Below are 23285 nucleotides of genomic sequence, written 5' to 3' on the forward strand. Positions count from 1 at the left end.
CCGGATGAGCGATATTCTGCGCCTTCTCGTCCGGATGTTTGCCATAGGCTTCGGCTTCTTCGCCGGCTGCCTGGCTGCGGGTCTTGCCTATGCCTTTCTCGCCCGGCTGGTGGTGCCCGAGGATTTCGGCCGCATCGACGATGTCGAGCTCACCGTCACCCTGGTGGTCGGCGTGATCGGCGTGTCGAGCCTGTTTGCCCGCGCCGCGCTGCTGCCGGCACTGGTGATCATTTCCGCCTTCGAATTCCTGCGGCGCCGCGACTGGCTCAGCCATGCGCTCGCCGGTGGCGCCATCGCGCTGCTGGCCGCCGGCCTTCCCTTGGCCACTGGGCTTTATTCAGGCAATGGCGAAGTGCTCGAGCCGCCCCAGATGATCGCCATCCGCACCGCCTGCGGCATCATCGGCGCCAGCATTTACTGGCTCTTGGCCGGCCGCAATGCCGGCCGCTGGCTGCCGAGCGAACGCCAGCCCCGCTCTGACCTGACCGGCACGAACTGAGGTGACAGTTTACTTTTGCGGCAAGGCCGCAAAAGTAAACTGTCACCGACATATATCAGCGGCTCTGGGTCAGCAGGATCTTGACCGCAAACACCGAAAACACCGCCGCGAAGACATAATCGACGATCCGCATCACCTGCGGCTTGCGTCTGAGCCAGTCCGCCAGCCCGTTGGCGCCGAGCACCACGATGATGGCAATCGGCAGCGCGATCAGGATCGACAGCACGCCCAGAAAGATCAGCTTGCCGGTCACATGCGGATCATTGACGCTGACAAATTGCGGCAGGAAAGTCATGAAGAAGATGATCACCTTGGGATTGAGAAGATTGACCCACAGCCCGTTGAGAAATGCCTTGCCCATCGAGGCACTGCTCTTGCCGGTGGTTTTCACCGACAGCACCGAGCGGTTGCGCACCGCCTGAATGGCAAGCCACAGCAGATAGCCTGCACCGCCGGTCTTGAGCACCAGGAACGCCACCGGCGAGGCAACCACCAGCGCCGAGACGCCAAAGGCCACCAGCAGCGTGTGAATGCCGATGCCGAGATTGGTGCCGAGCAGGGTCATCATGCCGATCGCCCGTCCGTCGCGGATGGTGCGGCTCATCCACAGCGTCATGTCTGGGCCGGGTGTGATCGCCAGCAGAAGCGTCGCCAGCGCGAAGGCAGCAAGGATGGGCAGTGCGGGAATATAATCCATCAACATGGCAATGATCCTGATCGGTGATCAAACACCTCTAAGCCGGTTTCACAGGTCTGTTAATCGGCAGTCTTCCCATGATCCTGAAAGACTGCGCGGATCGCTCTACTGTTTGAGAAAATCCTTGAACTTCTCCGCATAATCCGGGTGCCAGCGCGACAGCGGCGGGCGGTTCTCGATGATGTCGCCGGCGGCCCAGGCGATACGCTTCTCGTCGGTGGCGCGGTCGACATCATTGTCGGGGCAGAGGATGTAGAAATCGCCCTTTTCCAGGCTGTCCATCATGAAATCCACCGTCTGTTCCGCGGTCCAGGCAGCCTCCGGCTTTTCGGTCCGTCCGCGGGCGGCCAGCGGCGTGTAGACAAAGCCCGGAATCAGCAGATGGGCGCTGACCTGGCAATCGGCCGTGCTGCGCAACTCGTGCGCGAGCGCTTCGCTGAACGCCTTCACCCCGGCCTTGGCCACATTATAGGCCGGGTCACCCGGCGGCGTGGTGATGCCCTGTTTGGAGCCGGTGTTGATGATCATGGCAGGCTCGCCATGGACGATCATGCCGGGTCCGAAGACGCGGGTGCCGTTGATGATGCCGTTGAGATTGACGCCGAGCACCCTGTCCCAGTTGACCTGCGGGCCGAACAGGCTGCTGCCGGGCTGGATGCCGGCATTGTTCATCAGCAGGTGAACCCGGCCAAAGCGCTCCATCACCGCCCGCTCCAGCGCCTCGACATCGCCGAGATCGCTGACGTCGGTCTCGATCGCCACGATGTCGCTGGCGGGATCGGCCGAAAGCGCCGCCACCTGTTTTTCGGCTTGCGTCAGCCGGTCCCTGTCATTGTCGACAAGCACCACGCACATGCCGCGCGCGGCGAATGCGCAGGCGGCGGCAAGACCGATGCCCGAGGCTGCCCCCGTCACCACCGCAACCTTGTCCTTGCCCATCACCGATTGAATATCAGGCATGTCCACCTCCCGTTTTTCACACTGATCGGTTGAAGGGATAATGCGTCCGGCAACCACCCGTCAATTGCGGCGGCCGTCAGCCGGCGGGCGCTGAGCGGGCTTAACTCTTGCATGGCGCGGCAAACCCGCTAAAAGTGCGGCAAAATTCAAGGCCGCTGAAAGTCAGGACGCTCAGGGGCAAAGCTTCAAGACAGGAAGAGCAATTCATGGCATCGCACAAGGACGTCAAGAAGGTCGTTCTCGCCTATTCCGGCGGTCTCGACACCTCGATCATTCTCAAATGGCTGCAGACCGAATTCGGCGCCGAAGTCGTCACCTTCACCGCCGACCTCGGCCAGGGCGAAGAGCTGGCGCCGGCGCGCAAGAAGGCCGAGATGCTCGGCATTCCCGACGCCAACATCTATATCGAGGATGTGCGCGAGGAATTCGTCCGCGATTTCGTCTTCCCGATGTTCCGCGCCAATGCCGTTTATGAAGGCGTCTATCTGCTCGGCACCTCGATTGCCCGGCCGCTGATCTCCAAGCGCCTCGTCGAGATCGCCCGTGAAACCGGTGCCGACGCGATTGCCCATGGCGCCACCGGCAAGGGCAATGACCAGATCCGCTTCGAGCTGTCGGCCTATGCGCTCAACCCCGACATCAAGATCATTGCGCCCTGGCGCGACTGGTCGTTCAAGAGCCGCACCGACCTGATCAAGTTCGCCGAAGAGCACCAGATCCCGGTCGCCAAGGACAAGATGGGCGAAGCCCCGTTCTCGGTCGACGCCAATTTGCTGCACTCCTCATCCGAGGGCAAGGTTCTGGAAGATCCGGCGGTCGAGGCCCCCGAATATGTCCATATGCGCACGATTTCGCCGGAAGCGGCACCTGACAAGGCCACCATCATCAAGATCGGCTTCGAGCAGGGCGATGCCGTCTCGATCAACGGCGTCCGCAAGAGCCCGGCAACAATTCTGGCCGAACTCAACGACTATGGCCGCGACAATGGTATCGGCCGGTTGGATCTGGTTGAAAACCGCTTTGTCGGGATGAAATCGCGCGGCGTCTACGAAACCCCGGGCGGCACCATCCTGCTGACTGCCCACCGGGCGATGGAATCGATCACGCTTGACCGCGGTGCAGCCCATCTCAAGGATGAGCTGATGCCGCGTTATGCGGAGCTGATCTATTTCGGCTTCTGGTTCTCGCCGGAGCGCGAAATGCTGCAGGCGGCAATCGATCTGAGCCAGAAACATGTCGAGGGTGAAGTCACTCTCAAGCTCTACAAGGGCAATGTCATGGTCACCGGCCGCGAAAGCGACAAGTCGCTCTATTCCGACGCGCTGGTCACCTTCGAAGACGACCGCGGCGCCTATGACCAGAAGGATGCCGAAGGCTTCATCCGCTTGAACGCCCTGCGCCTGCGCACCCTGGCTGCCCGCGACCGCAAGGCATAGGCACAGCAATGCATTGCGCAACCAAGGGCGGGACCGAAAGGCTCCCGCCCTTGAAGTGCTGAAAAGCCCCGTGACTTTCACTACATGACGTTTGGCGGCGGCATTCCATCGGCACAGGTCATGCCAGACTTGATTCCGCATCCAGCGCGATCAAGGACTTGATCGCAAAAGGGTTTTTCACGGCGCGGACGCGCCGTGGCTGGATTCCGGCTCAAGGCCGGAATGACGGAGGTGGGACCGGCGATTCCGGCCGGAACTTCAAGAACAAGACGAGGGCAAGACCCGTCGGGGGTTCCGCCCTTTGCATGTCCTGAGCCGCCTCCCGACTTGTCCGAAGCCCTTTGCGGGCCTACATGGTGGCGTAACAAGGAGCCATTCATGACATCACCTGCTTCACCCGTATTCGACTGGACCGGGCCGCTCGGTCTGCCGGAATTCACCGGGATCGCCGACACCGACTTCGCACCGGCCTTCGAGATCGCCTTTGCCGAGCATGACGCCGAGATCGATGCGATCGCCGGCAATGCCGAGGCGCCGAGCTTCGCCAATACGGTGGAAGCGCTGGAACTTGCCGGCGACAAGCTGTCCAAGGTCTCGAGCCTGTTCTGGAACCGGGCCGGGACCGACACCAATGATGTGATCCAGGCGCTTGAGCGGGAGATTGCGCCGCGCATGTCGCGACACTATTCCAGGATCGCCATGAACCGCGCCCTGTTCGAGCGGGTCGATGACCTCTACCGCAAACGGGCCGATATCGGATTGTCCGCGGAACAGGACCGGGTGCTGGAGCGGATCTGGAAATCCTTCGTCAAATCCGGCGCAGCTCTGGATGAAGCAGGCCAGACGCGGCTTGCCGAAGTCGGCGAGACATTGGCAGGTCTCGGCGCCCGGTTCGGTCAGAACGTGCTGGCCGACGAGAAGAACTATCTGCTGCTGCTCGAGGATGGGCCCGATCTGGACGGATTGTCCGATGATCTGCGCGCCGCCATGGCAGCCGTGGCCGAAGATCTCGGCCACAAGGGTAAATATGCCGTCACCCTGTCGCGCTCGATCATCGAACCGTTCCTGAGCTCCAGCGCACGCCGCGACCTGCGCGAGACCGCCTTCAAGGCCTGGACGGCGCGCGGCACCGCTGGCGACACCGACAATTCGGCGCTGATCTCGCAGATCGTTGCCCTGCGCACCGAAAAGGCCACGCTGCTGGGCTATGACAGCTACGCCGCCTACAAGCTCGACGACACCATGGCCAAGACCCCGGAAGCCGTCGAAGGCCTGCTCGGCGATGTCTGGACCCGCGCCGTCAAGAGCGCCGGGATCGATCAGGCCGATCTGGCAGAGCTGATCGCCGAAGAAGGAGGCAACCACGAGGTCGCGGCCTGGGACTGGCGCCATTACGCCGAAAAGCTGAAAGCCCGCCGGTTTGACTTTTCCGAAGCAGAGCTGAAACCCTATTTCCCGCTGAGCGGCATGATCGAGGCATGTTTCGACGTCGCCAACCGGCTTTTCGGCATCACCATGACCGAACGTCCCGACATCCGCGGTCCGCACAAGGATGCCCGCGTGTTCGAGGTGGCCGATCGCGACGGCAAGATGATCGCCACCTTCATCGCCGATTATTTTGCCCGGCCGTCAAAACGCTCCGGCGCCTGGATGAGCGGCATGCGCAGCCAGCACAAGCTGACCATGCCCGACGGTTCGACCGGCGAAGTGCCGATCATCACCAATGTGATGAATTTCGCCAAGCCGGCCGCCGGACAGGAAGCGCTGCTGTCGCTCAACGACGCGCGCACCCTGTTTCACGAATTCGGCCATGCCCTGCACGGCATGCTTTCGGATGTGACCTATCCGTCGCTGTCGGGCACCTCGGTCAGCCGCGACTTCGTCGAGCTGCCATCGCAGCTCTATGAGCACTGGCTGACAGTCCCCGAAATCCTTGAAAAACACGCGCGTCATTACAAGACCGGCGAGCCGATCCCGCGCGCGCTGCTCGACAAGGTGCTGGCGGCCCAGACCTTCAATGCCGGTTTCGCGGCCGTTGAATTCACCGCCTCCGCGCTGGTCGACATGGCCTGGCACACCGCTGGCGACAAGGCCGATCCGGCCACCTTCGAGGCTGAAACGCTGAAGAAACTCGGCATGCCCGAGGCCATCGTCATGCGCCACGCCAGCCCGCATTTCCTCCACGTGTTTTCCGGCGAAGGCTATTCGGCCGGCTACTACTCCTATATGTGGTCCGAAGTGCTTGATGCCGACGCCTTTGCGGCATTCGAGGAAACCGGCAATCCGTTTGACACCGAGACCGCCGAAAAGCTGCGCACCCATGTCTATTCGGCCGGCGGATCCCGCGATCCGGCGGAACTCTACCAGGCGTTCCGCGGCCGCATGCCCGACGCCACGGCCATGCTGGAAAAACGCGGTCTCGCCTGAGGCCGGACTGGCAGGCCGCAACGGCGCCCCGGCGCCGAAAATGGCCGATCACGCCCGCCCAATGGGCAAGGTGATTTGTTACGTCACCGGTATGAAGCAATCAGAGAGGGCGTTCTGCGCCCTTTCTTGACGACAGGACCGCTCTGTGGTCATAGCCTCTTTCGCAACTGCGAAAAACCCTGTATAAGCCGCACGAATTCCGGCGTTTGCCGGCCCGCGCCGGATCCACGTCCGGCGCTTTTGTATTCTCCAGAATGAGACCTTACCTATGTCCCTGCGCAATATTGCGATTATCGCCCACGTTGACCATGGCAAGACCACGCTTGTCGACGAAATGCTCAAGCAGTCCGGTGTCTACCGCGAAAACGAACGCGTCCAGGAACGCGCGATGGATTCGGGCGATATCGAAAAAGAGCGCGGCATCACCATTCTCGCCAAGGCCACTTCGGTGGACTGGAAGGGCAACCGCATCAACATCGTCGACACCCCTGGCCACGCCGACTTCGGCGGCGAGGTGGAGCGCATTTTGTCGATGGTCGACAGCGCCATCGTGCTGGTCGACGCCGCCGAAGGCCCGATGCCGCAGACCAAGTTCGTGGTCGGCAAGGCCCTGAAGGTCGGGCTTCGTCCGATCGTCGCCATCAACAAGATCGACCGTCCCGACGCCCGCGTCGATGAAGTCATCAACGAGGTCTTCGATCTGTTTGCAGCGCTCGACGCCACCGACGAGCAGCTCGACTTCCCGATCATGTATGGTTCAGGCCGCAATGGCTGGATGTCGACAGGTCCCGACCGTCCGGAAGATGGCGGCACGCTTGCGCCGCTGTTCGACCTGGTTCTCGACCACGTGCCGGAGCCCAAGGTCGAAGAAGGCCCATTCCGGATGATCGGCACCATTCTGGAAGCCAACCCGTTCCTCGGACGCATCATCACCGGCCGCATCTATTCCGGCACCGTCAAGGCCAATCAGTCGGTCAAGGTGCTGCATGGCGACGGAAGCCTGGTTGAAACCGGCCGCGTCTCCAAGATCCTGTCGTTCCGCGGCCTCGAGCGCGTGGCGCTTGATGAAGCCCATGCGGGCGACATCGTTGCCATTGCCGGCCTGTCCAAGGGCACCGTGGCCGATACGTTCTGCGACCCGTCGGTCACCGAGCCGCTGCACGCCCAGCCGATCGATCCGCCGACAGTGACCATGAGCTTCATGGTCAATGATTCGCCGCTGGCCGGCACCGAAGGCAGCAAGGTCACCAGCCGCGTCATCCGCGACCGCCTGCTGCGCGAAGCCGAAGGCAATGTCGCGCTGAAGATCGAGGAATCGAGCGCCAAGGATTCGTTCTACGTCTCCGGACGCGGCGAATTGCAGCTCGCCGTGCTGATCGAGACCATGCGCCGCGAAGGCTTCGAGCTGGCCGTGTCGCGTCCGCGCGTGGTCATGCACAATGATGAAAACGGCAAGCTGATGGAGCCGATCGAGGAAGTCGTCATCGACGTTGATGAAGAACATTCCGGAATCGTCGTGCAGAAGATGGCCGAGCGCAAGGCCGAGATGACAGAACTGCGGCCCTCGGGCGGCAACCGTCAGCGCCTGGTGTTCCACGCGCCGACACGCGGCCTGATCGGCTACCAGTCGGAACTCTTGACCGACACCCGCGGCACCGCGGTGATGAACCGTCTGTTCCATGAGTATCAGGCCTACAAGGGCGATATCGCCGGCCGCACCAATGGCGTGCTGCTGTCCAACATGTCCGGTGAAGCCGTCGCCTATGCGATGTTCAACCTGGAAAGCCGTGGCCCGATGATCATCGAGCCGGGCGACAAGGTCTATATGGGCATGATCATCGGCATCCATACCCGCGACAACGACCTTGAAGTCAACGTGCTCAAGGCCAAGCAGCTCAACAACATCCGCGCCGCCGGCAAGGATGAGGCGATCAAGCTGACCACGCCGATCCGCATGACGCTGGACCGTTCGCTGTCCTGGATCCAGGACGACGAGCTGATGGAAGTCACGCCGAAGTCGATCCGCCTGCGCAAGCGTTATCTCGACGCGACCGACCGCAAGCGCTTCGGCAAGACCGGCGCCACCGCCGCCTGACATGGCTGACGCGCGCGAAATCGACCTTGCGACCTGGTCACGGGCCGGACAGTTTCAGCTGTTCAGGACCTATGACCGGCCGCAATTCGCCACCACCGCGCGCGTCGACGTCACCCAGTTGATGACCCGGGGCAAGCCCCGGGGCGTCTCCCCCTACCGCGCCTTCATCCATGCCATCGGCTCGGGCGTGCACGCCGTGCCGGCGCTGAAGATGCGCTTTGTCGGCGAGCGGGTGCTGGAATATGACACGATTTCGCTGTCAGCCACCGTACCCCGCCCCGGCGACAGTTTCGGCTATGCCTATATTCCCTATTTCCAAGACTGGGCCGCATTCGACGAAAGCTGCAAGGCGATCATCGAAGAGACCGCCAGGGGTGTGGATCTCGGCGCCAATACCGGCGAGCGGCATGATCTTGCCTATCTCTCCTGCCTGCCCTGGCTGGACTTCACCGCGCTCGACAACGCCCTTCCCGGCCCCGACGACTGCATTCCGCGGTTTTCCTGGGGCAAGCTCGTCGAAGGACCGGATGGCCGCTGGAGCTGTGCGGTCGCTGTCCAGGTGCACCATGCGCTGGTCGACGGATTGCAGGTCGGCCAGTTTTTCGAGGCTGCGCAGGCCAGCCTGGACCGGTTTGCCGAGCCTGCCTGAACGCACTGCTTCGTTCCACTTTCCCTTGCATAATTCGTTAACAGGCGGTTAACTCATAAAACGCCGTCCACAGAACAATGCTGTGGGCAGACCCCGGAGGATGGCCGCAAGCGCCTTCTTCGCATGTCCCTGGAGCGGTAATGTGAGACCATGAGCGCATTAACTATAGACATACGGCATGCCGAACCGCGGGATGCCGAAGCCATCGCGGGCACCCATCGGGTTGCCTGGAGCCATGCCTATGCCGGAATTCTGCCCTACAAGGCACTGCGCCACATGCTCGAGCGGCGCAATGTCGGCTGGTGGCGGCGCGCCATCCGCGGCTCGACCTCGATTCTGGTTCTCGATGTCGGCGGCACCATTGCCGGCTACGCCACGCTGGGGCTGAACCGGGCCCGCTCGCTGCCGCAGGAAGGCGAGATTTACGAGCTCTATCTCAAGCCAGAATATCAGGGCGTCGGGCTGGGCAAGCGGCTCTTCGCCGAAGCCCGGCAACTGCTTGAATCGCTCGGCTGCAAGGGCGCGGTGGTCTGGTGTCTCGAGGACAATCATGCCTCCGTCGATTTCTACCGGTTCCAGGGCGGCCGCGATGTGGCCGAGGGACACGAGACCTTTGATGGCAAGACACTCAAGAAACTCGCCTTTGTCTGGGCCTGACCGCTGCATTTGACCGGTCACGCCGAAAGTCCTGTTGCGCTGCGGCAGGTTTCGCTTTATTTCCGGAGCACAACCGGTGTGCCGCAGGTCAGCTTGGCCGTGCAGAGGCATACCGGGCCCTGAATTGACGCATGAACCTTTGGCCCTGGTCTCCCTCCCGGGCACGGCATGCAAAATATCCGGATTGGAGCGATCATGCGCCTGGACGCCATCAGCATCGGCGAGAACCCGCCACACGACGTCAATGTCATCGTTGAGGTGCCGGTCGGCGGCCAGCCGATCAAGTACGAGATGGACAAGGACGCCGGCATGCTGGTGGTCGACCGTTTTCTCTACACACCGATGACCTATCCGGGCAATTACGGCTTCGTGCCGCATACCCTGTCCGATGACGGCGACCCGATCGACGTGCTGGTCTGCAACACCCGGCCGCTGATCCCGGGCTGCCTGATCAATGTCCGGCCGATCGGCGTCTTGGTGATGGAAGACAATGCCGGACAGGACGAGAAGATCATCGCGGTGCCGTCAGCGCATCTGACCCAGCGCTATTCCAAGGTCATCGATTACACCGACATGCCGGAAATCACGCTGCAGCAGATCGAGCATTTCTTCGAGCACTACAAGGATCTCGAACCCGGCAAATGGGTCAAGATCGGCGGCTGGCGCAATGCCGAAACCGCGCGCAAGCTCATCGTCGAATCGATCGAGCGGGCCAAGACCAAGGGCTGAGCCTACGGGCCGGGGCCAAAGTCGGGACCAAAGTCAGACAAGACTCTTTATCGCTGCGACAAGATCATCCGGATCGCCATCGATGCGGAGGGTCTTGCTGCGGCTTGTCTCGCCCGAGACGACCGTGACGGTGGATTTTGCGATCTTGAGCCGCTTGGCGATCAGCTTTTCCAGCGCCCGATTGGCCTTGTTGTTTTCGGCCACCGCGCGCACCCGCGCCTTGAGCCGGACCACGCCCGCCGCATCCGCGACCAGCCCGTCTATTGCGTCAAGCGAGGATGCCGGTGTCAGCCGGACGCCGAGATCGACAGCGCCGTCGCCTGGTTTCAACCAGTCGCTCAGAAGAACATCGGCGCGACCGAGGTCGCCAGGAAGGTGCGCACGAAGAAGATCGCGATCAGCAGGATGATCGGCGAGATGTCGAGCCCGCCCAGATCCGGCATGATCCGCCGGATCGGCCTGAGCGCCGGTTCGGTCGCCTTGTACAGGAATTCGCCGATCATGCCGACGAAGCGGTTGTTCGAATTGACCACGTTGAAGGCGTAGAGCCAGGAGAAAATGGCACTGCCGATGATGATCCAGGTGTAAAGGCCCAGCACCATGTCGATCGTTTGAAACACTGCAATCATGAGATTCTCCGGCTGTTCTTCGCGAGACAGACATGTAGACATTGAAACCGCGTGCGGCAAGAGCGCAGGCTGCGATCGGTCCGGGCGCGCCGGGCCGGGCGCCGGCAGCCGGACCGGCGGGAGCACAAGAAAGTGGCGCGCGGCGACGGCTCGTGTATAGCTCCGATGCACCAACCGGAAACACACCATGCAATCCCCCTTCTGGCGGAAGACCGTTTTGCCGCTTTTCGGCATCGCCCCTTCACCTATTATTTCGCCGCACGCTTCCTGTCCTCCTTCGGGCTCCAGATCATCAGCGTCTCCGTCGGCTGGCAGATCTACGACCTGACCCGCGACCCGTTTGACCTCGGCCTGGTGGGCCTGATTCAGTTCATGCCGGCGCTGGTGCTGCTGTTGTTCACCGGTGCTGCCGCCGACCGCTATGGCCGCCGCACCATCATGCTGATCAGCGAGATCGTCATCGGGCTTTGCGCCGCCGCCTTTGTCTATTTCGCCTGGCGCGGCCTGACCTCGCCGCTGCCGATCTTTGCCGTGCTGCTGGTCATCGGCATCGCCCGGGCGTTTTTCGCCCCGGCCTCGCAATCGCTGGCGCCCAATCTGGTGCCGGCGCGCAATCTGCCCAATGCAATTGCCTGGAATTCGACCTCCTGGCAGACCGCCACCATTGTCGGCCCGGTCGCCGGCGGCTTGCTCTACGGTCTGGGCGCCATGGTGCCCTATCTGACCGCCTTCGTCTTTCTCGCACTCGCCATCACCGCGCTTGCCCTGGTGCCGCCGCCGCTGCAACGCTCGCGCGGCCAGGCCCAGAGCTGGAAGGCGCTGGTCGCCGGCTTCAGCTATGTCCGCAATCAGAAGATCGTGCTCGGCGCCATCTCGCTCGACATGTTTGCCGTGCTTCTGGGCGGGGCAATCGCGCTGATGCCGGTCTTTGCCCGCGACGTGCTGGACCTGGGGCCCTGGGGGCTCGGTTTCCTGCGCGCCAGCCCGGGCATCGGCGCCATCGGCATGGCCATCTATCTGGCCTCGCGGCCGATCCGCCGCCATGCCGGCCGGGCGATGTTCATCGCCGTCGGTGTCTTTGGCGCGGCAACCATGGTGTTCGGCCTGTCGAAATCGCTGCCGCTTACCATGGCGGCGCTGATCGTCATGGGCGCCTCCGACATGATCTCGGTCTATGTCCGGCAGAGCCTGGTGCAATTGTGGACGCCCGACGAGCTGCGCGGCCGGGTCAGCGCGGTCAACATGGTCTTCATCGGCGCATCCAACGAGCTCGGCGAGTTCCGCGCCGGCCTGATGGCCTCGCTGATCGGGCCGATTGCCGCCGTCGTCATCGGCGGCGCCGGAACGCTGGCCGTGGCGCTGGCCTGGAGTTTCGGCTTTCCGCAATTGCGCCAGATCGAATCGCTCGACAAGGACGCCGAGGAAAGCCGGGCGGCACTCAGGGCCGAACTTGACCGGCAGCCAAAGGCGCGCCCGGGACCAGGCTGACGCAGCATCAGGTGCCGCGCCCGGTCCGTATCAGTCCGTGTCGCCGGCGGCGTCACCGTCGGCAATGCCTGCGGCTGCCAGCGCGCGCTGCCGCGCCAGCACCCGCTCCCGGCTCGACACCCCCATCAGATCGGCGATCCGCCACACCACATGGTCTTCCAGCTCGTGCCGGTAGCCATCGGCATAGGCCAGATGCCAGAGCAGCTCGATGAAATGGACTTTCGCGTCCGCATCCAGCGCCCGGTTGAGCACGCTGGTGAAGGCAAACAGATCGACCGCTTCCCGGTCCGCCTGTTCGCCCGCCTCGATCAGCTGCCGCATCTCCGCGCCGCTGACGCCATATTCCTCGATGATCAGCGATTTGAGCTTTTCCGACTCGACCTCGTCGACCACGCCATCGGCGCCGATGACATGGAAGAACAGCGCGACGGCGGCGACATCGGGATCGCTGGCGTCGGGCGTTTCCGGACGCTCGGCACGCAATCCGTTCAGGAATGTGCGCAGTTGTTCAAGCATTCAGATTTCCTTTCACCGCACTCTCAGAACAACCGGAACCGGCCCGGCTTTTCCGGTTCGGCATTGACATCAATCCCCGGATCGTCGGGACGATGGGTCAGAAAGGCTGCTTCCTTGGCCCGCGCGTCCTCTTCCGGATCCGCCGGAGTAGCGGGCGCATCGGCTTCTGCCGCAGCTTCTTCGGGCGCCGGGGCCGTAGACGCATCGGCTGCCGGCACCGTGGCCTTGGCGGTCTTGTCCTCGTCATGCGGGACCGGCGCGTCTGCCTTGCCGTCGGAACCATTTGGCGCAGCTGCAGCCGCTACAAGCTTTGGCTGCGGTTTCGACTCCGGCTCGGCATCGGGTTGGGCGATCGGAGACGGCTTGACTGACGGTGCTTCGTCGGCTTTCGAAATCACCACGGGCGGCTCCGCTTCAGGCTCCTCAACCGCCGGCTTGACCGCCTCCATGGCGACCGTGGTCGGCGCGCCGGCCAGACCATCGGGTCCGCGCACCGGCGGCAGGCTTGCCATGGCGCGCTCGAAGGGCTCGCCCTGCGGTTCGTTGTCCAGGCTCGGACCGGCCAGCTGCTCGACCGGCACCTTCCATTCGAACGCGTCGAGCTTGCCTGTGACCGGCGAGACCGGTTCCCAGCTTTCCGACACATAGCCGTCCGCCGTCCAGGCCGGATCCCGCGGCGCCCGCACGGCCTGGCTCAGCCAGTGCCGAACGCGACCCTGATCGCCGGTTTCGGCTTCCTCGATATCGGCCAGCAGCAGATAGAGGCCCTCGCAGGGCTGCAAACGCGCTGCCGCCTGGGCTTTCTCGCGGGCCAGATCGAACTGATGCGCCTCCAGGGCGGCGCGGGCGACGGCCTCGAAGGACAGCGCATTCATCGGCCTGAGCTTTTCCAGCCGCTCGGCGCGCTTGAGCCGGTCACCGGAGGTGTCACCCATGCGGGCATGGACATAGGCCTCGGCAATCTCGGGATGCGGCTGGGTTTTCCAGGCCGATTCGAGGATCTTGGCGGCCTTGCGCAGATTGTCCTGACGCAGCAGCGCCTTGGTTGCGACAACGGCGGCAGGCGGGAAGGCCGGCGCCAGCTTGAGCGCAGCCAGCGCATCATCGCGGGCGGAGGCCGGATCAGCGTCAACATTTTCGCGGCCGCGCGCCGTCAGCAGCACCGCCTTGGTGCGGTCGGCCTCTGACGCCTCGACGGTGCCCGCCTGGCGCTGACGTTCGAGCAGGCGAAGCGCCTCGTCCCATTTGCCCTCGCGGGTCCGGTAGGCAAGCGCCGCCGAGCCTGCCCACGGCAGTTGCGGCGCCTGTTCGGCGGCAGTCTCGGCATAATGCTGGGCTGCCTCGTCCGCGCCCTGTCGCTTGGCTTCGAGATAGAGCCCGCGCAGCCCCAGAAGCTTGGTCTCCGGGTCCTCGGCCATGGCTTCAAACAGCTTGCGGGCCTCCTCGTGACGGCCCTCGATCAGTGCGGCCTGCACATCGAGCAGATGAATCAGCGGCTCCTGATCCGCCTTCAGCAGCCCCTTGGTGCGCTTGTTCATCTTGCGCGCCATGGCCGCATCTCCCGCGCCTGCCGCCAGCAAGCCGGTTGACAGCGCCTGGTAACCCCGGTCACGCTTGTTGGCGCGGAAATAGCGGCTCACGGTGCGCGGCGACAGCAGGATCGCGCGGATCAGCCACCAGCTGATCATGATCGCCGCAATCAGCGAGGCGATGACAGTGACCGCGGTCATCAGCGACATTTCGATACGGCGGTCCTGCCAGACAATGAAAAGATCGCCCGGCCGGTCTGCAAGCCAGGCAAAGCCGAAGCCGAGGGCCAGAACCAGCGCAACAAAGAACAATAAACGAATCATGATGCGTCTCCTAGTTGGCCGGGGTTTCGGCCGGGGCAGCTGCGACAGCCGGCGCCATCGAGGCGACGATCAGCATCTCGACCCGGGCGCGCGCGGCCAGCGCCTCGCCAAAATCGGACGCGGCACGGCGCGACGCCTCGGGCAATGTGTTCCACTCCGTCAGCGCGCCATCGAGATTGCCTTCCAGCAACCGCGCCTCGGCCCGCGCCGCAATGGCCTCGGCACTGTCGCCCTCGACATCGCCGACCTTGCGCACCTTGACCACCGACATGGCGCTCGACATCAGCCTGTCGACCAGTCCGGCGTTTTCATCCACCGGCTCGGCGGCTGCGATCGCCCTGCTGGCGGCATCGGGGAAACCCTCGATCAGCTCGGAGCGGCTGGGCACGCCGCGGGCGGCCAGGTCCCTGAGTTCGGGCACCGCCGGATCATCCGGCGCCACGGAGGCGAAGGCTTCAAGCTCGGGCATGAACGGGCCGCCGCGATCAATGGCCGATTTGAGCCCGGCTGCGGCAATGGCGCGGGCCAGATCAATCTGCCTGCCCGGCTCACCCAGCTGCTGGCTGAGCTCGGTCTGGACCTGTTCGATCTCGGCGATCTTGCCCGACAGGGCTTCGGTGCGGCTCTGAAGCTCGGCAATGCTGTCCTGCAGGCCGCTCTGCGCTGCCTGCAGCTCGGAGACCGTGCCTGACAATACAGGGTCCGGGGCAGGATCGGCGGCACCGGTGCTGCCGGCCTGTTCAAGCGAGGCGATTTCGGCTTCGACAGCGGAAAGGCGGGACTGCAACGCCTCGGTCACGCCGGGGTCCGGCGCTTCGCCGCTGCCTGCGGACGGCAGGTCCTGAACCGCGGTTTCCAGACTGTCGAGCCGCGCCGAGAGCTGGGCCGAGATATCGGTCGCTCCGGCGCTGGCCGATTCAGCCATCTGCGTGGAGAGAGTGTCGACTGTGCCCGACAGGGCCTCGACCTTAGCAGTCAGCGCAGACACCTGGGCGCTGTCGCTTGCCGGAACCGGGAGCAGGCCGCCCGATTGCAAGGCATAGCCGCCACCCAGCGCGATCACCGCGCCGATCACGCCCGACGCCACCATGCCCAGTCCACCGCCACGCTTTTCTGCCGCATCCGGCTTGCTGCCGGCCGGCGGCGTCTTGCGCTCGGTGTCACCTGGGCTGCCCTTGCCGGTGTCCTTGGTCGTGTCTTTTGCCGTGTCCGCGAGTTTTGCATCGAGTTTTGCCGCCGAAGCTGCAGCAGCATCGGTCTTGCCGTCGGAACCCGGCTTTGCCGTGCTGTCGGTCTTGGGCTTGTCCGGCGTCACCGTAGCCCCGGGTTTGGCCGATGTTTTTACGTCATCGGTTTTTGAAACCGCCGGTGTCGACTTGGCCGGCCCAGGTTTTGGCGCAGCGGCTGCGGCTGCCGCCGGCTTGGCGGCCGTCTCCTCGGTCTTCGGCGTCACATCGGTGGCGTCGAGATCGATGGTGACCGGTTTGGGCGATTTGGAGTGTCGCGGGGTAGGGCCCTTGTTCATGGCATATCCTGCTTGATCTGGTTACGGCGGGATCGATACCGCACTGCTTTCGCAGTCTGGAACAATCCCGGCCAAGATGTCCGCAAATCAGCCCAACGAAGCCAGTGATGCAAGCAGGCTGTCCTCGTCGGGTCGCTGAGCGATGATGCTCCGTCTCTGCCACGGATCGGGCAATTCCGTGGCAATGGCCTGCGAAAGACAGACAAATCGCGCCGATTCAAGCCTTTCACCCAGTTCATTGCCCTTAAAAAGACCGCAAAACCTGCGTGCGGCATTGGCCGAATAGAGCAACACCAGATCCGGCGCGGGTGACAATATGTCTGATTTTAAAAAGTCAGTTGTATAACTTATTTCGTCCATTTTGTAGCATTCGAGCACCACAAGCGCCTCACGGGCAGCGGCAAAAACCTCTTCAAGCGTCGTCGTGCGCGGCACTCCGGCAAGATAGACCAGCGGAGTCCTGCTGCGAGACTCAGTTGCCTGACTGTCCGCCTGGGGGCGGTCCTCTCGCGGATGATGGAGCGGGCAAGCGCCTCGGCCGTGCCCTGGCCTTCGAGGATATCGCCAAAGCCCGCCTTGCGCGCGGCCTCCGCCGTGGCCGGGCCGACCACATGCACCGGCAGCTCGCGAAATCCCGGCGCGGGCCCACCGGATCCCTCGAACAGGGCCAGGGCCCGGGCGCTGGTGGCAATGAATCCGGCAATTGTCCCGGCCGGTGGCAGGTCATCCGGCGTGGCGACGACCCGGGACCTGAACAACGGCATCAGCACCGGATCATGGCCGAGATCGGTGAGCCTCCGGGCCGTTCTCGATCCGGCCTGTCCGGGCCGTGTGACCAGAACACGCATGGCCGGGTTCAGTCCCAGCTTTCGAAGAAGCCGGGTCCGGCCTTCGCGCGAGCCTCGTCGCCCGCCGCCCGGCCCAGGGCTGCGGCGTCGGAGGCCAGACCTTCGGCTTTCACCTGGTGCCAGACGGAACCGTCCGGCGTCAGAATCATGCCGGAAAACGAGATCCGGTCGCCTGAAACCCGCGCAAGACCGGCAATCGGCGTCCGGCAGGAACCGTCCAGCGCCGCCAGGAACGCCCGCTCGCAAGCCAGCGCCGACTGCGTGTCGGCATGGTTGATCGGAGCCAGCAAACCGGCCACCCGCGCATCATCGGTCCGCGCCTCGATGCAGATCGCGCCCTGCCCCGGCGCCGGAGGAAAGCTTTCGGGGTCGAGCAGCTCGGTGATCACCTCGGTATTGCCGAGCCGTTTCAGCCCGGCATGGGCCAGAAGCGTGGCGTCGACCTGACCCTCTTCCAGCTTGCGCAACCGGGTTTCCACCTGGCCGCGAAAGGTGATCACCGACAGATCCGGCCGCAGCCGCCGGATCAGCGCCTGGCGCCTGAGCGATGACGATCCGACCACGGCATTGAGTGGCAGATCGGCCAGCCGTTGCGCCGTGCGGCCGATAAAGGCATCACGCACATCCTCGCGCTCGAGAAAAGCCACCAGCCCAAGTCCTTCGGGCAGCGCCGTCGGCATGTCCTTGGTTGAATGCACCGCCAGATCCAGCCGCCCGTCGCTCAATTGCTCCTCGAGTTCCTCGGTGAACAGGCCCTTGCCGCCGATCTCCGACAGCGGCCGGTCGGTGATCCGGTCGCCCTTGGTCGACAGCACCACGATCTCGAAGGCTTCTTCCGGCAGGTCATGCGCCACCATCAGCCGGGCGCGCGTTTCCGACGCCTGCGCCAGTGCCAGCGGGCTGCCACGGGTTCCGATGCGGTAAGGTTTCATTTGCAAGACATCCGTTCCGTTGTTACCGACAAACAGGTATCGGGATCATCCCGCGAGCGCAACGACAGAGACAGGCATGAGCATCGGCAATCTGGACATTCTGGGCATCGAGACGAGCTGCGACGAGACCGCAGCCTCCGTCGTCCGCCGCCATGCCGACGGCAGCGGCGAGATCCTCTCCGATGTGGTGCTGAGCCAGCTGGACCTGCATGCGGCCTTTGGCGGCGTGGTGCCGGAACTTGCCGCCCGCTCGCATGTCACCACCCTCGACCGGCTGGTCAAACAGGCGCTCGAGGAGAGCAAGGTTTCGCTAAAGTCGATCGACGCCGTGGCGGTAACATCCGGGCCGGGGCTGATCGGCGGGCTGATGGTTGGACTTATGACCGCCAAGGCCATTGCCATGGCGGCAGACAAGCCGTTTATCGGCATCAATCATCTCGAGGGACACGCGCTGACGGCACGGCTGACCCATGCGGTGAAATTCCCCTATCTGCTGCTGCTGGTTTCCGGCGGCCATACCCAGATCGTGCTGGTAAAGGGCGTTGACGATTATGAGCGCTGGGGCACCACCATCGACGATGCGCTGGGCGAAGCCTTCGACAAGACCGCCAAGCTGCTGGGGCTGGGCTATCCCGGCGGACCGGCAGTCGAGCAGGCCGCCCTTCAAGGGGAGGCTAAGCGCTTCCGCCTGCCGGTGCCGATGCGGCGCGATCCGCGGCTCGATTTCTCCTTTTCCGGCCTGAAGACCGCGGTGCGGCAGATGGCCGAGGAGCAGGCGCCGCTGTCGCCGCAAACCATCGCCGATCTCTGCCTGGCGTTCCAGACCTCGGTCACCTCAAGCATTGATGACCGGATCTCGATGGCACTGGAGCGCTTTGCCCAGCGTTTCGGCACCGAATCGGAACCGGCGCTGGTGGTGGCGGGCGGTGTGGCGGCCAACACCGCGATCCGCACCACGCTGGAAACCCGCGCCGCAAAATCAGGCTTCCGCTTCATCGCGCCGCCGCTCAATCTGTGCACCGACAATGCCGCCATGATCGCCTGGGCCGGTGCCGAACGCATCGCCGCCGGGCTGGAAGGCGACGCGCTCGACCTTGCGCCGCGGTCGCGCTGGCCGCTGGACGGGTCGGCCAAGGCGGCGATCGGCCACGGCAAACGCGGCGCCAAGGCCTGAGCCGGTCAAACAGGGGCAGGATTGAGGCCCGCGCGGGATTGAAACCCCTGGCCGCGCAGGGCATAGAATGGCCCGCATCTGACCCGCCGGTGCGAACCGGCATCCTACGCCCTACCTGATGGAGATTTCATGTTTTACGCCCTGATCTGCAAAGACAAGCCCGGCTCGCTCGACCTGCGGATAGCGACGCGTCCGCCCCATGTCGAATATCTCAAGAGCATGGAAGCCAAGGGCGTGTTGAAGATGGCCGGCCCGCTGCTGGGTGATGACGAAAAGCCGATCGGCAGCATGTTGGTCATTTCGGTGGCTGACCGCGCGGAAGCCGAAGCCTTTGCCGCGGGCGATCCCTATGCGGTCGCCGGCCTGTTCGCCTCGACCGAGATCCGCGCCTTCAACTGGACCTTCGGAAACCCGGAGGCGTAATGATGGCCTACTGGTTGTTCAAGTCCGAGCCGTTCAAATGGTCCTGGGAGATGCAAAAGGCCAAGGGCGACATTGGCGAACAATGGGACGGCATCCGCAATTATCAGGCGCGCAACAACATGCGCGCCATGAAACTCGGCGACAAGGCCTTCTTCTACCATTCCAATGAGGGTCTTGAAGTGGTCGGCATTGCCGAGGTCTGCGCCCTGATCCATCCCGACACCACCATCGACGATCCCCGCTGGGAATGTGTCGACATCCGCGCCGTCTGCGACATGCCCCGGCCGGTGACGCTCAAGGAGGTCAAGGCCAATCCGAAGCTGGCCGAGATGAGTCTCGTCACCTCGATGCGGCTGTCGGTGCAGCCGGTCACCGAGGCGGAATATCTCGAGGTCTGCCGCATGGGCAATCTCGCCGATCCGCCGCGCTCGCCGGAGTGACGCCTGAAACCGGAGCCTGCGGGTGAAAACCGATCCCGAGAGCTTCATTCGCGCCAACACGGCGCTGGCCACACCGCCGCATGTGCCGGAGATCCGGCTGCATCTGGCTGATGAGGCGCATGAATTGTGGCTCAAGACCGAGAATGAACTCGACGCGCTCGGCTTGCCACCGCCGTTCTGGGCCTTTGCCCGGGCCGGCGGTCAGGGCCTGGCCCGGCATATACTCGACACGCCGGATCTGGTAGCGGGCAAGACGGTGCTGGATTTCGCCACCGGGTCGGGGCTGGTCGCCATCGCCGCCAGTCTGGCTGGCGCAGGCCTCGTCACCGCCGCCGATATCGATCCCTGGTCGGCAACCGCCACGCGGCTCAATGCGGAGCAGAACAATGTCGCCCTCGACATCCGTCCCTCCGACCTGGTCGGCACCGACGAAGGCTGGGACGTCGTGCTGGCCGGCGACGTGTTTTACGACCGTGCCATGGCGGAACTGATCAAACCATGGCTGACACAACTGGCGCGGCGCGGCGCGCTGGTGCTGGTCGGCGATCCCGGACGGGCCTATTGCCCCCGCGACGAAATGGAGCTGCTCGCCACCTACATGGTGCCGGTCACCCGGGCGCTCGAAGACAGCGAGATCAAGCGCACCTCGGTGTTTCGTTTCATCGGCTGACCTCAGGTTCCGACACTTGAACTGTATATACATTTAGTATATACATTACTGCAGATCCCTACCCATTGGAAACCGGGGGTTTTAGGGTGGAATTCGAGTGGGATGAAACCAAACGTGCAGAAATTTACAAAAAACATGGCGTTGACCTCCTGGAGGCAGCCCTGATTTTTGAAAATGAAGTTCTGGAGAAGGAAGACACGCGCGAGGATTACGGCGAAAGGCGCCTCATTGCCCTGGGTATGGTCGACAACCAGATCTACATTGTCGTCTATACCAAGAGGGATGCAATTTATCGCCTGATCACAGCGTGGAAAGGAGGTCGACGTGACCGGGAAGAATATGAAAAGCGGAAGTCTTGACGACCTGCGCAGGATGAAGGAACGGGGCGAAACACAGCCTTCTGTCAATGCAGACCCCGCACCTGACCTGCCAAGGCAGTTTTGGGATGACGCGGTCCTGGTCAATCACACCAGGACCAAGGAGCCGATCAGCTTGCGTGTCGATTCCGATGTGCTCGAATTTTTCAAAGCCCAGGGAAAAGGTCATCTGACACGCATGAATGCGGTGTTGCGCTCCTATGTCGAGGCACAGCGGTCGAAGACTCCTTGAGCCTGGCAGGGCGTACAGGAATCCCGGAAACGCCAAGCTTCTGACGTCTCGATGGAGGGCCAATCCGTGATATGATCGGCCTTTTGAGGGAGAGGCACATGAATTTCGCGGGCATGAACTATCTGGCGATTCTGGTCGCCGCCATCGTCGCCTTCATCATCGGCGCCATTTATTATTCGACCCTGGCCAAGCCATGGATGAAGGCGGCGAAGATCGATCCGTCCGGACCCAAGCCGGCCATGGCGCCATTGATGATCACCACCTTCATCCTCCAGCTTCTGCTGGCCTTTGTCACCGCAGGCGTGATCGGCCATCTCGGCACGGATCAGGTGACGCCGTTAAACGGGGTGATCTCCGGGATCTTCCTCTGGGCCGGGATCATTTTCACCACCATGACCATCAACAACCGCTATCAGGGCTTTGGCTGGGACCTGACCCTGATTGACGGTCTGCACTGGCTGCTGGTGATGATCGGCATCGGCGCGACGATCGGCCTGTTCGGGGTGCCGTCCGCATAGCGGTGAGGATCAGACGACGCGGACGATTGTTCCGCGCCGGATGAACGGCATCAGCCGCAGCAGGTCGCCGCGGGCGAGCGCGACGCATCCTTGCGTCGGCGGAAAGCCGGGCCTGGCGACATGCAGGAAAATGGCGCTGCCCGCCCCGCGCCGCCGCGAGCTGATGTTCCAGTCGAGCACGAGACCGAAATCATAGAGCACATCGTCGCGGATCAGCGTTTCGTGGCTGGCCGCGAAAGGCAGCCGGACAGGACGGTTATAGGCCGCATGCGCCGGGGCGTCGCACCAGCCATCCCGCGCACCCACCCTTTCAAGCGCGATGCCGGCCCGGTCCGGCACCAGCATGCGGGCGCGGCGAAAGCCGCCCAGCACCGCCATTGCCGCGCGCGGGGTCGCGCCGTCGCCCTCGCGCTTGAACGCTGTGATTCCGCCGCGGCCGAGGGCGGCGCGAAAGCTCAGCGGCCCGAACCGGACCACCGCCTTCAACCGGTCGGACGGCAGGGCGCGGACCATGATCCTGCGCGGTTCGGGTCTTTCGGCTGCGGCTTTGTATGACGTCCGTCTCACGATCAAGTGCTCCCGCTGTGACCTGCGGGGTACATTTAACACTTTGCCCCCGCCTCGAAAGTGCCTAAACAGGAACGCAATGCTATTTGATAGAATTGATTGCGGTGCCGTAGATTTTGCGCCGGGGACACCATGAAGAAGGAATGCCGCCATGACCGCTCGTTCGATCCTGCTGGTAGATGACGACAACGATCTCAGGGAGACGCTTGTCGAACAGCTTTCGCTGTATGAGGAATTCGCGATCTCGCAGGAATCCTCGGCCACAAAGGGCGTCCAGACCGCAAGAGCCAACCATGTCGACCTGTTGATCATGGATGTCGGGCTGCCGGACATGGACGGTCGCGAGGCCGTCAAATTGCTGCGCAAGGGCGGCTTCAAGTCGCCGATCATTATGCTTACCGGCCACGACACCGATTCCGACACGATTCTGGGCCTGGAAGCCGGCGCCAATGACTATGTCACCAAGCCGTTCCGCTTCGCGGTGCTTTTGGCGCGCATCCGGGCGCAGCTGCGCCAGCATGAGCAGAGCGAGGACGCCACCTTCACCGTCGGCCCCTACACCTTCAAGCCGAGCCAGAAATTGCTGCTCGACGACAAGGGCGGCAAGATCCGGCTGACCGAGAAGGAAGCCGCGATCATCCGCTATCTCTACCGGGCCGATCAGAAAGTGGTCACCCGCGACGTGCTGCTGGAAGAGGTCTGGGGCTACAATTCCGGCGTCACCACCCACACGCTGGAAACCCATGTCTACCGCCTGCGCCAGAAGATCGAGGCCGATCCGTCAAATGCGGAAATCCTGGTCACCGAAAGCGGCGGTTACAAGATCATTCCCTGATGTCGGGCGCTGGCATGGCTGCGTGCAAGTGATAAGCTCGACGCATCGATTCACCCGGTTGCAGCGGGTTGGCGGGTTCATCCGGACCCGGCGCCGCGGAACCGGGCGG

The 23285-nt window shown here is 63.4% G+C and carries 26 protein-coding genes and 1 pseudogene; 16 read left to right on the top strand and 11 right to left on the bottom strand.

From position 1 onward, the window contains the following. The first annotated feature begins 4 nt into the window (after positions 1-4). Positions 5-499, top strand: coding sequence for a hypothetical protein (locus OEG82_RS01560; RefSeq protein WP_267610707.1), 495 nt, complete (start codon positions 5-7; stop codon positions 497-499). Between the two features lie 55 nt (positions 500-554). Here the strand turns inward: OEG82_RS01560 and OEG82_RS01565 are convergent, their stop codons facing one another. Together OEG82_RS01565 and OEG82_RS01570 are read right to left on the bottom strand one after the other, a co-directional pair. Beyond that, positions 555-1196 (bottom strand): LysE family translocator, encoded by a 642-nt coding sequence (locus OEG82_RS01565; RefSeq protein ID WP_267614819.1) that lies wholly within the window; start codon positions 1194-1196, stop codon positions 555-557. Positions 1197-1301: 105 nt separating this feature from the next. Then, entirely contained in the window at positions 1302-2156 is an 855-nt protein-coding gene (locus OEG82_RS01570) for an SDR family NAD(P)-dependent oxidoreductase (RefSeq protein WP_267610708.1), read from the bottom strand. Positions 2157-2362: 206 nt separating this feature from the next. On the opposite strand from OEG82_RS01570, the gene OEG82_RS01575 reads away from it, so the two are divergent. The 6 genes from OEG82_RS01575 (at position 2363) to ppa (ending at position 10149) form a co-directional block, all read left to right on the top strand. Further along, complete coding sequence (locus OEG82_RS01575) at positions 2363-3592, top strand: argininosuccinate synthase (RefSeq protein ID WP_267610709.1); 1230 nt, start codon at positions 2363-2365, stop codon at positions 3590-3592. Positions 3593-3970: 378 nt separating this feature from the next. Beyond that, the gene (locus OEG82_RS01580) at positions 3971-6019 is read left to right on the top strand and encodes a M3 family metallopeptidase (RefSeq protein ID WP_267610710.1); all 2049 of its coding nucleotides are present in this window, start codon (positions 3971-3973) and stop codon (positions 6017-6019) included. Positions 6020-6287: 268 nt separating this feature from the next. Then, on the top strand, positions 6288-8114 hold the full coding sequence (typA, locus tag OEG82_RS01585; protein ID WP_267610711.1) for a translational GTPase TypA: 1827 nt from the start codon (positions 6288-6290) through the stop codon (positions 8112-8114). 1 nt (position 8115) lies between these two features. Continuing rightward, complete coding sequence (locus tag OEG82_RS01590) at positions 8116-8763, top strand: chloramphenicol acetyltransferase (RefSeq protein ID WP_267610712.1); 648 nt, start codon at positions 8116-8118, stop codon at positions 8761-8763. A 150-nt stretch (positions 8764-8913) separates the two neighbouring features. Then, positions 8914-9420 (top strand): GNAT family N-acetyltransferase, encoded by a 507-nt coding sequence (locus OEG82_RS01595; RefSeq protein ID WP_267610713.1) that lies wholly within the window; start codon positions 8914-8916, stop codon positions 9418-9420. Between the two features lie 195 nt (positions 9421-9615). Further along, the gene (ppa, locus tag OEG82_RS01600) at positions 9616-10149 is read left to right on the top strand and encodes an inorganic diphosphatase (protein ID WP_267610714.1); all 534 of its coding nucleotides are present in this window, start codon (positions 9616-9618) and stop codon (positions 10147-10149) included. A gap of 33 nt (positions 10150-10182) precedes the next feature. Here the strand turns inward: ppa and OEG82_RS01605 are convergent, their stop codons facing one another. Together OEG82_RS01605 and OEG82_RS01610 are read right to left on the bottom strand one after the other, a co-directional pair. Further along, on the bottom strand, positions 10183-10479 hold the full coding sequence (locus OEG82_RS01605) for a DUF167 family protein (RefSeq protein WP_267610715.1): 297 nt from the start codon (positions 10477-10479) through the stop codon (positions 10183-10185). An 8-nt stretch (positions 10480-10487) separates the two neighbouring features. Further along, the gene (locus OEG82_RS01610) at positions 10488-10778 is read right to left on the bottom strand and encodes a YggT family protein (RefSeq protein WP_267610716.1); all 291 of its coding nucleotides are present in this window, start codon (positions 10776-10778) and stop codon (positions 10488-10490) included. A 165-nt stretch (positions 10779-10943) separates the two neighbouring features. Between OEG82_RS01610 and OEG82_RS01615 the strand changes: the two genes are divergently transcribed. Beyond that, entirely contained in the window at positions 10944-12266 is a 1323-nt protein-coding gene (locus tag OEG82_RS01615; protein ID WP_267610717.1) for an MFS transporter, read from the top strand. Positions 12267-12296: 30 nt separating this feature from the next. On the opposite strand, the gene OEG82_RS01620 is transcribed toward OEG82_RS01615, so the two are convergent. From OEG82_RS01620 to hemC, 6 genes are all read right to left on the bottom strand, one after another. Then, positions 12297-12782, bottom strand: a complete 486-nt coding sequence (locus tag OEG82_RS01620; protein ID WP_267610718.1) for a tellurite resistance TerB family protein — start codon at positions 12780-12782, stop codon at positions 12297-12299. A 23-nt stretch (positions 12783-12805) separates the two neighbouring features. Then, positions 12806-14635 (bottom strand): heme biosynthesis protein HemY, encoded by a 1830-nt coding sequence (locus OEG82_RS01625; protein ID WP_267610719.1) that lies wholly within the window; start codon positions 14633-14635, stop codon positions 12806-12808. 10 nt (positions 14636-14645) lie between these two features. Further along, on the bottom strand, positions 14646-16160 hold the full coding sequence (locus OEG82_RS01630) for a COG4223 family protein (protein WP_267610720.1): 1515 nt from the start codon (positions 16158-16160) through the stop codon (positions 14646-14648). An 87-nt stretch (positions 16161-16247) separates the two neighbouring features. Further along, entirely contained in the window at positions 16248-16613 is a 366-nt protein-coding gene (locus tag OEG82_RS24270; protein ID WP_425497620.1) for a uroporphyrinogen-III synthase, read from the bottom strand. Then, a complete protein-coding gene (locus OEG82_RS24275; protein ID WP_425497507.1) occupies positions 16508-17008 on the bottom strand; it encodes a uroporphyrinogen-III synthase in 501 nt (166 codons plus the stop codon). The genes OEG82_RS24270 and OEG82_RS24275 overlap by 106 nt, the downstream gene beginning before the upstream one ends. Before the next feature lie 8 nt (positions 17009-17016). Then, positions 17017-17946, bottom strand: a complete 930-nt coding sequence (hemC, locus tag OEG82_RS01640; RefSeq protein WP_267610721.1) for a hydroxymethylbilane synthase — start codon at positions 17944-17946, stop codon at positions 17017-17019. A 70-nt stretch (positions 17947-18016) separates the two neighbouring features. On the opposite strand from hemC, the gene tsaD reads away from it, so the two are divergent. From tsaD to OEG82_RS01675, 7 genes and pseudogenes are all read left to right on the top strand, one after another. Beyond that, on the top strand, positions 18017-19114 hold the full coding sequence (gene tsaD, locus OEG82_RS01645; RefSeq protein WP_267610722.1) for a tRNA (adenosine(37)-N6)-threonylcarbamoyltransferase complex transferase subunit TsaD: 1098 nt from the start codon (positions 18017-18019) through the stop codon (positions 19112-19114). 129 nt (positions 19115-19243) lie between these two features. Continuing rightward, on the top strand, positions 19244-19537 hold the full coding sequence (locus OEG82_RS01650; RefSeq protein WP_267610723.1) for a YciI family protein: 294 nt from the start codon (positions 19244-19246) through the stop codon (positions 19535-19537). A gap of 2 nt (positions 19538-19539) precedes the next feature. Further along, a complete protein-coding gene (locus tag OEG82_RS01655) occupies positions 19540-19977 on the top strand; it encodes an EVE domain-containing protein (RefSeq protein ID WP_267610724.1) in 438 nt (145 codons plus the stop codon). 22 nt (positions 19978-19999) lie between these two features. Next, positions 20000-20647: pseudogene (locus tag OEG82_RS01660) on the top strand (class I SAM-dependent methyltransferase); the annotation flags it as partial. A gap of 86 nt (positions 20648-20733) precedes the next feature. Then, positions 20734-21006 (top strand): BrnT family toxin, encoded by a 273-nt coding sequence (locus tag OEG82_RS01665; protein WP_267610725.1) that lies wholly within the window; start codon positions 20734-20736, stop codon positions 21004-21006. Then, positions 20972-21256 (top strand): BrnA antitoxin family protein, encoded by a 285-nt coding sequence (locus OEG82_RS01670; RefSeq protein ID WP_267610726.1) that lies wholly within the window; start codon positions 20972-20974, stop codon positions 21254-21256. Before OEG82_RS01665 ends, OEG82_RS01670 begins: the two co-directional genes overlap by 35 nt. A 98-nt stretch (positions 21257-21354) precedes the next feature. Further along, positions 21355-21774, top strand: a complete 420-nt coding sequence (locus tag OEG82_RS01675) for a DUF1761 domain-containing protein (RefSeq protein ID WP_267610728.1) — start codon at positions 21355-21357, stop codon at positions 21772-21774. 9 nt (positions 21775-21783) lie between these two features. Here OEG82_RS01675 and OEG82_RS01680 read toward each other — a convergent pair whose 3' ends face one another. Then, complete coding sequence (locus tag OEG82_RS01680; RefSeq protein WP_324288921.1) at positions 21784-22341, bottom strand: L,D-transpeptidase family protein; 558 nt, start codon at positions 22339-22341, stop codon at positions 21784-21786. 151 nt (positions 22342-22492) lie between these two features. Between OEG82_RS01680 and OEG82_RS01685 the strand changes: the two genes are divergently transcribed. Then, the gene (locus OEG82_RS01685) at positions 22493-23176 is read left to right on the top strand and encodes a response regulator transcription factor (protein ID WP_267610729.1); all 684 of its coding nucleotides are present in this window, start codon (positions 22493-22495) and stop codon (positions 23174-23176) included. The last annotated feature ends 109 nt before the right edge of the window (positions 23177-23285 follow it).

This window comes from Hoeflea ulvae, from assembly GCF_026619435.1.
Lineage (GTDB): Bacteria > Pseudomonadota > Alphaproteobacteria > Rhizobiales > Rhizobiaceae > Hoeflea > Hoeflea ulvae.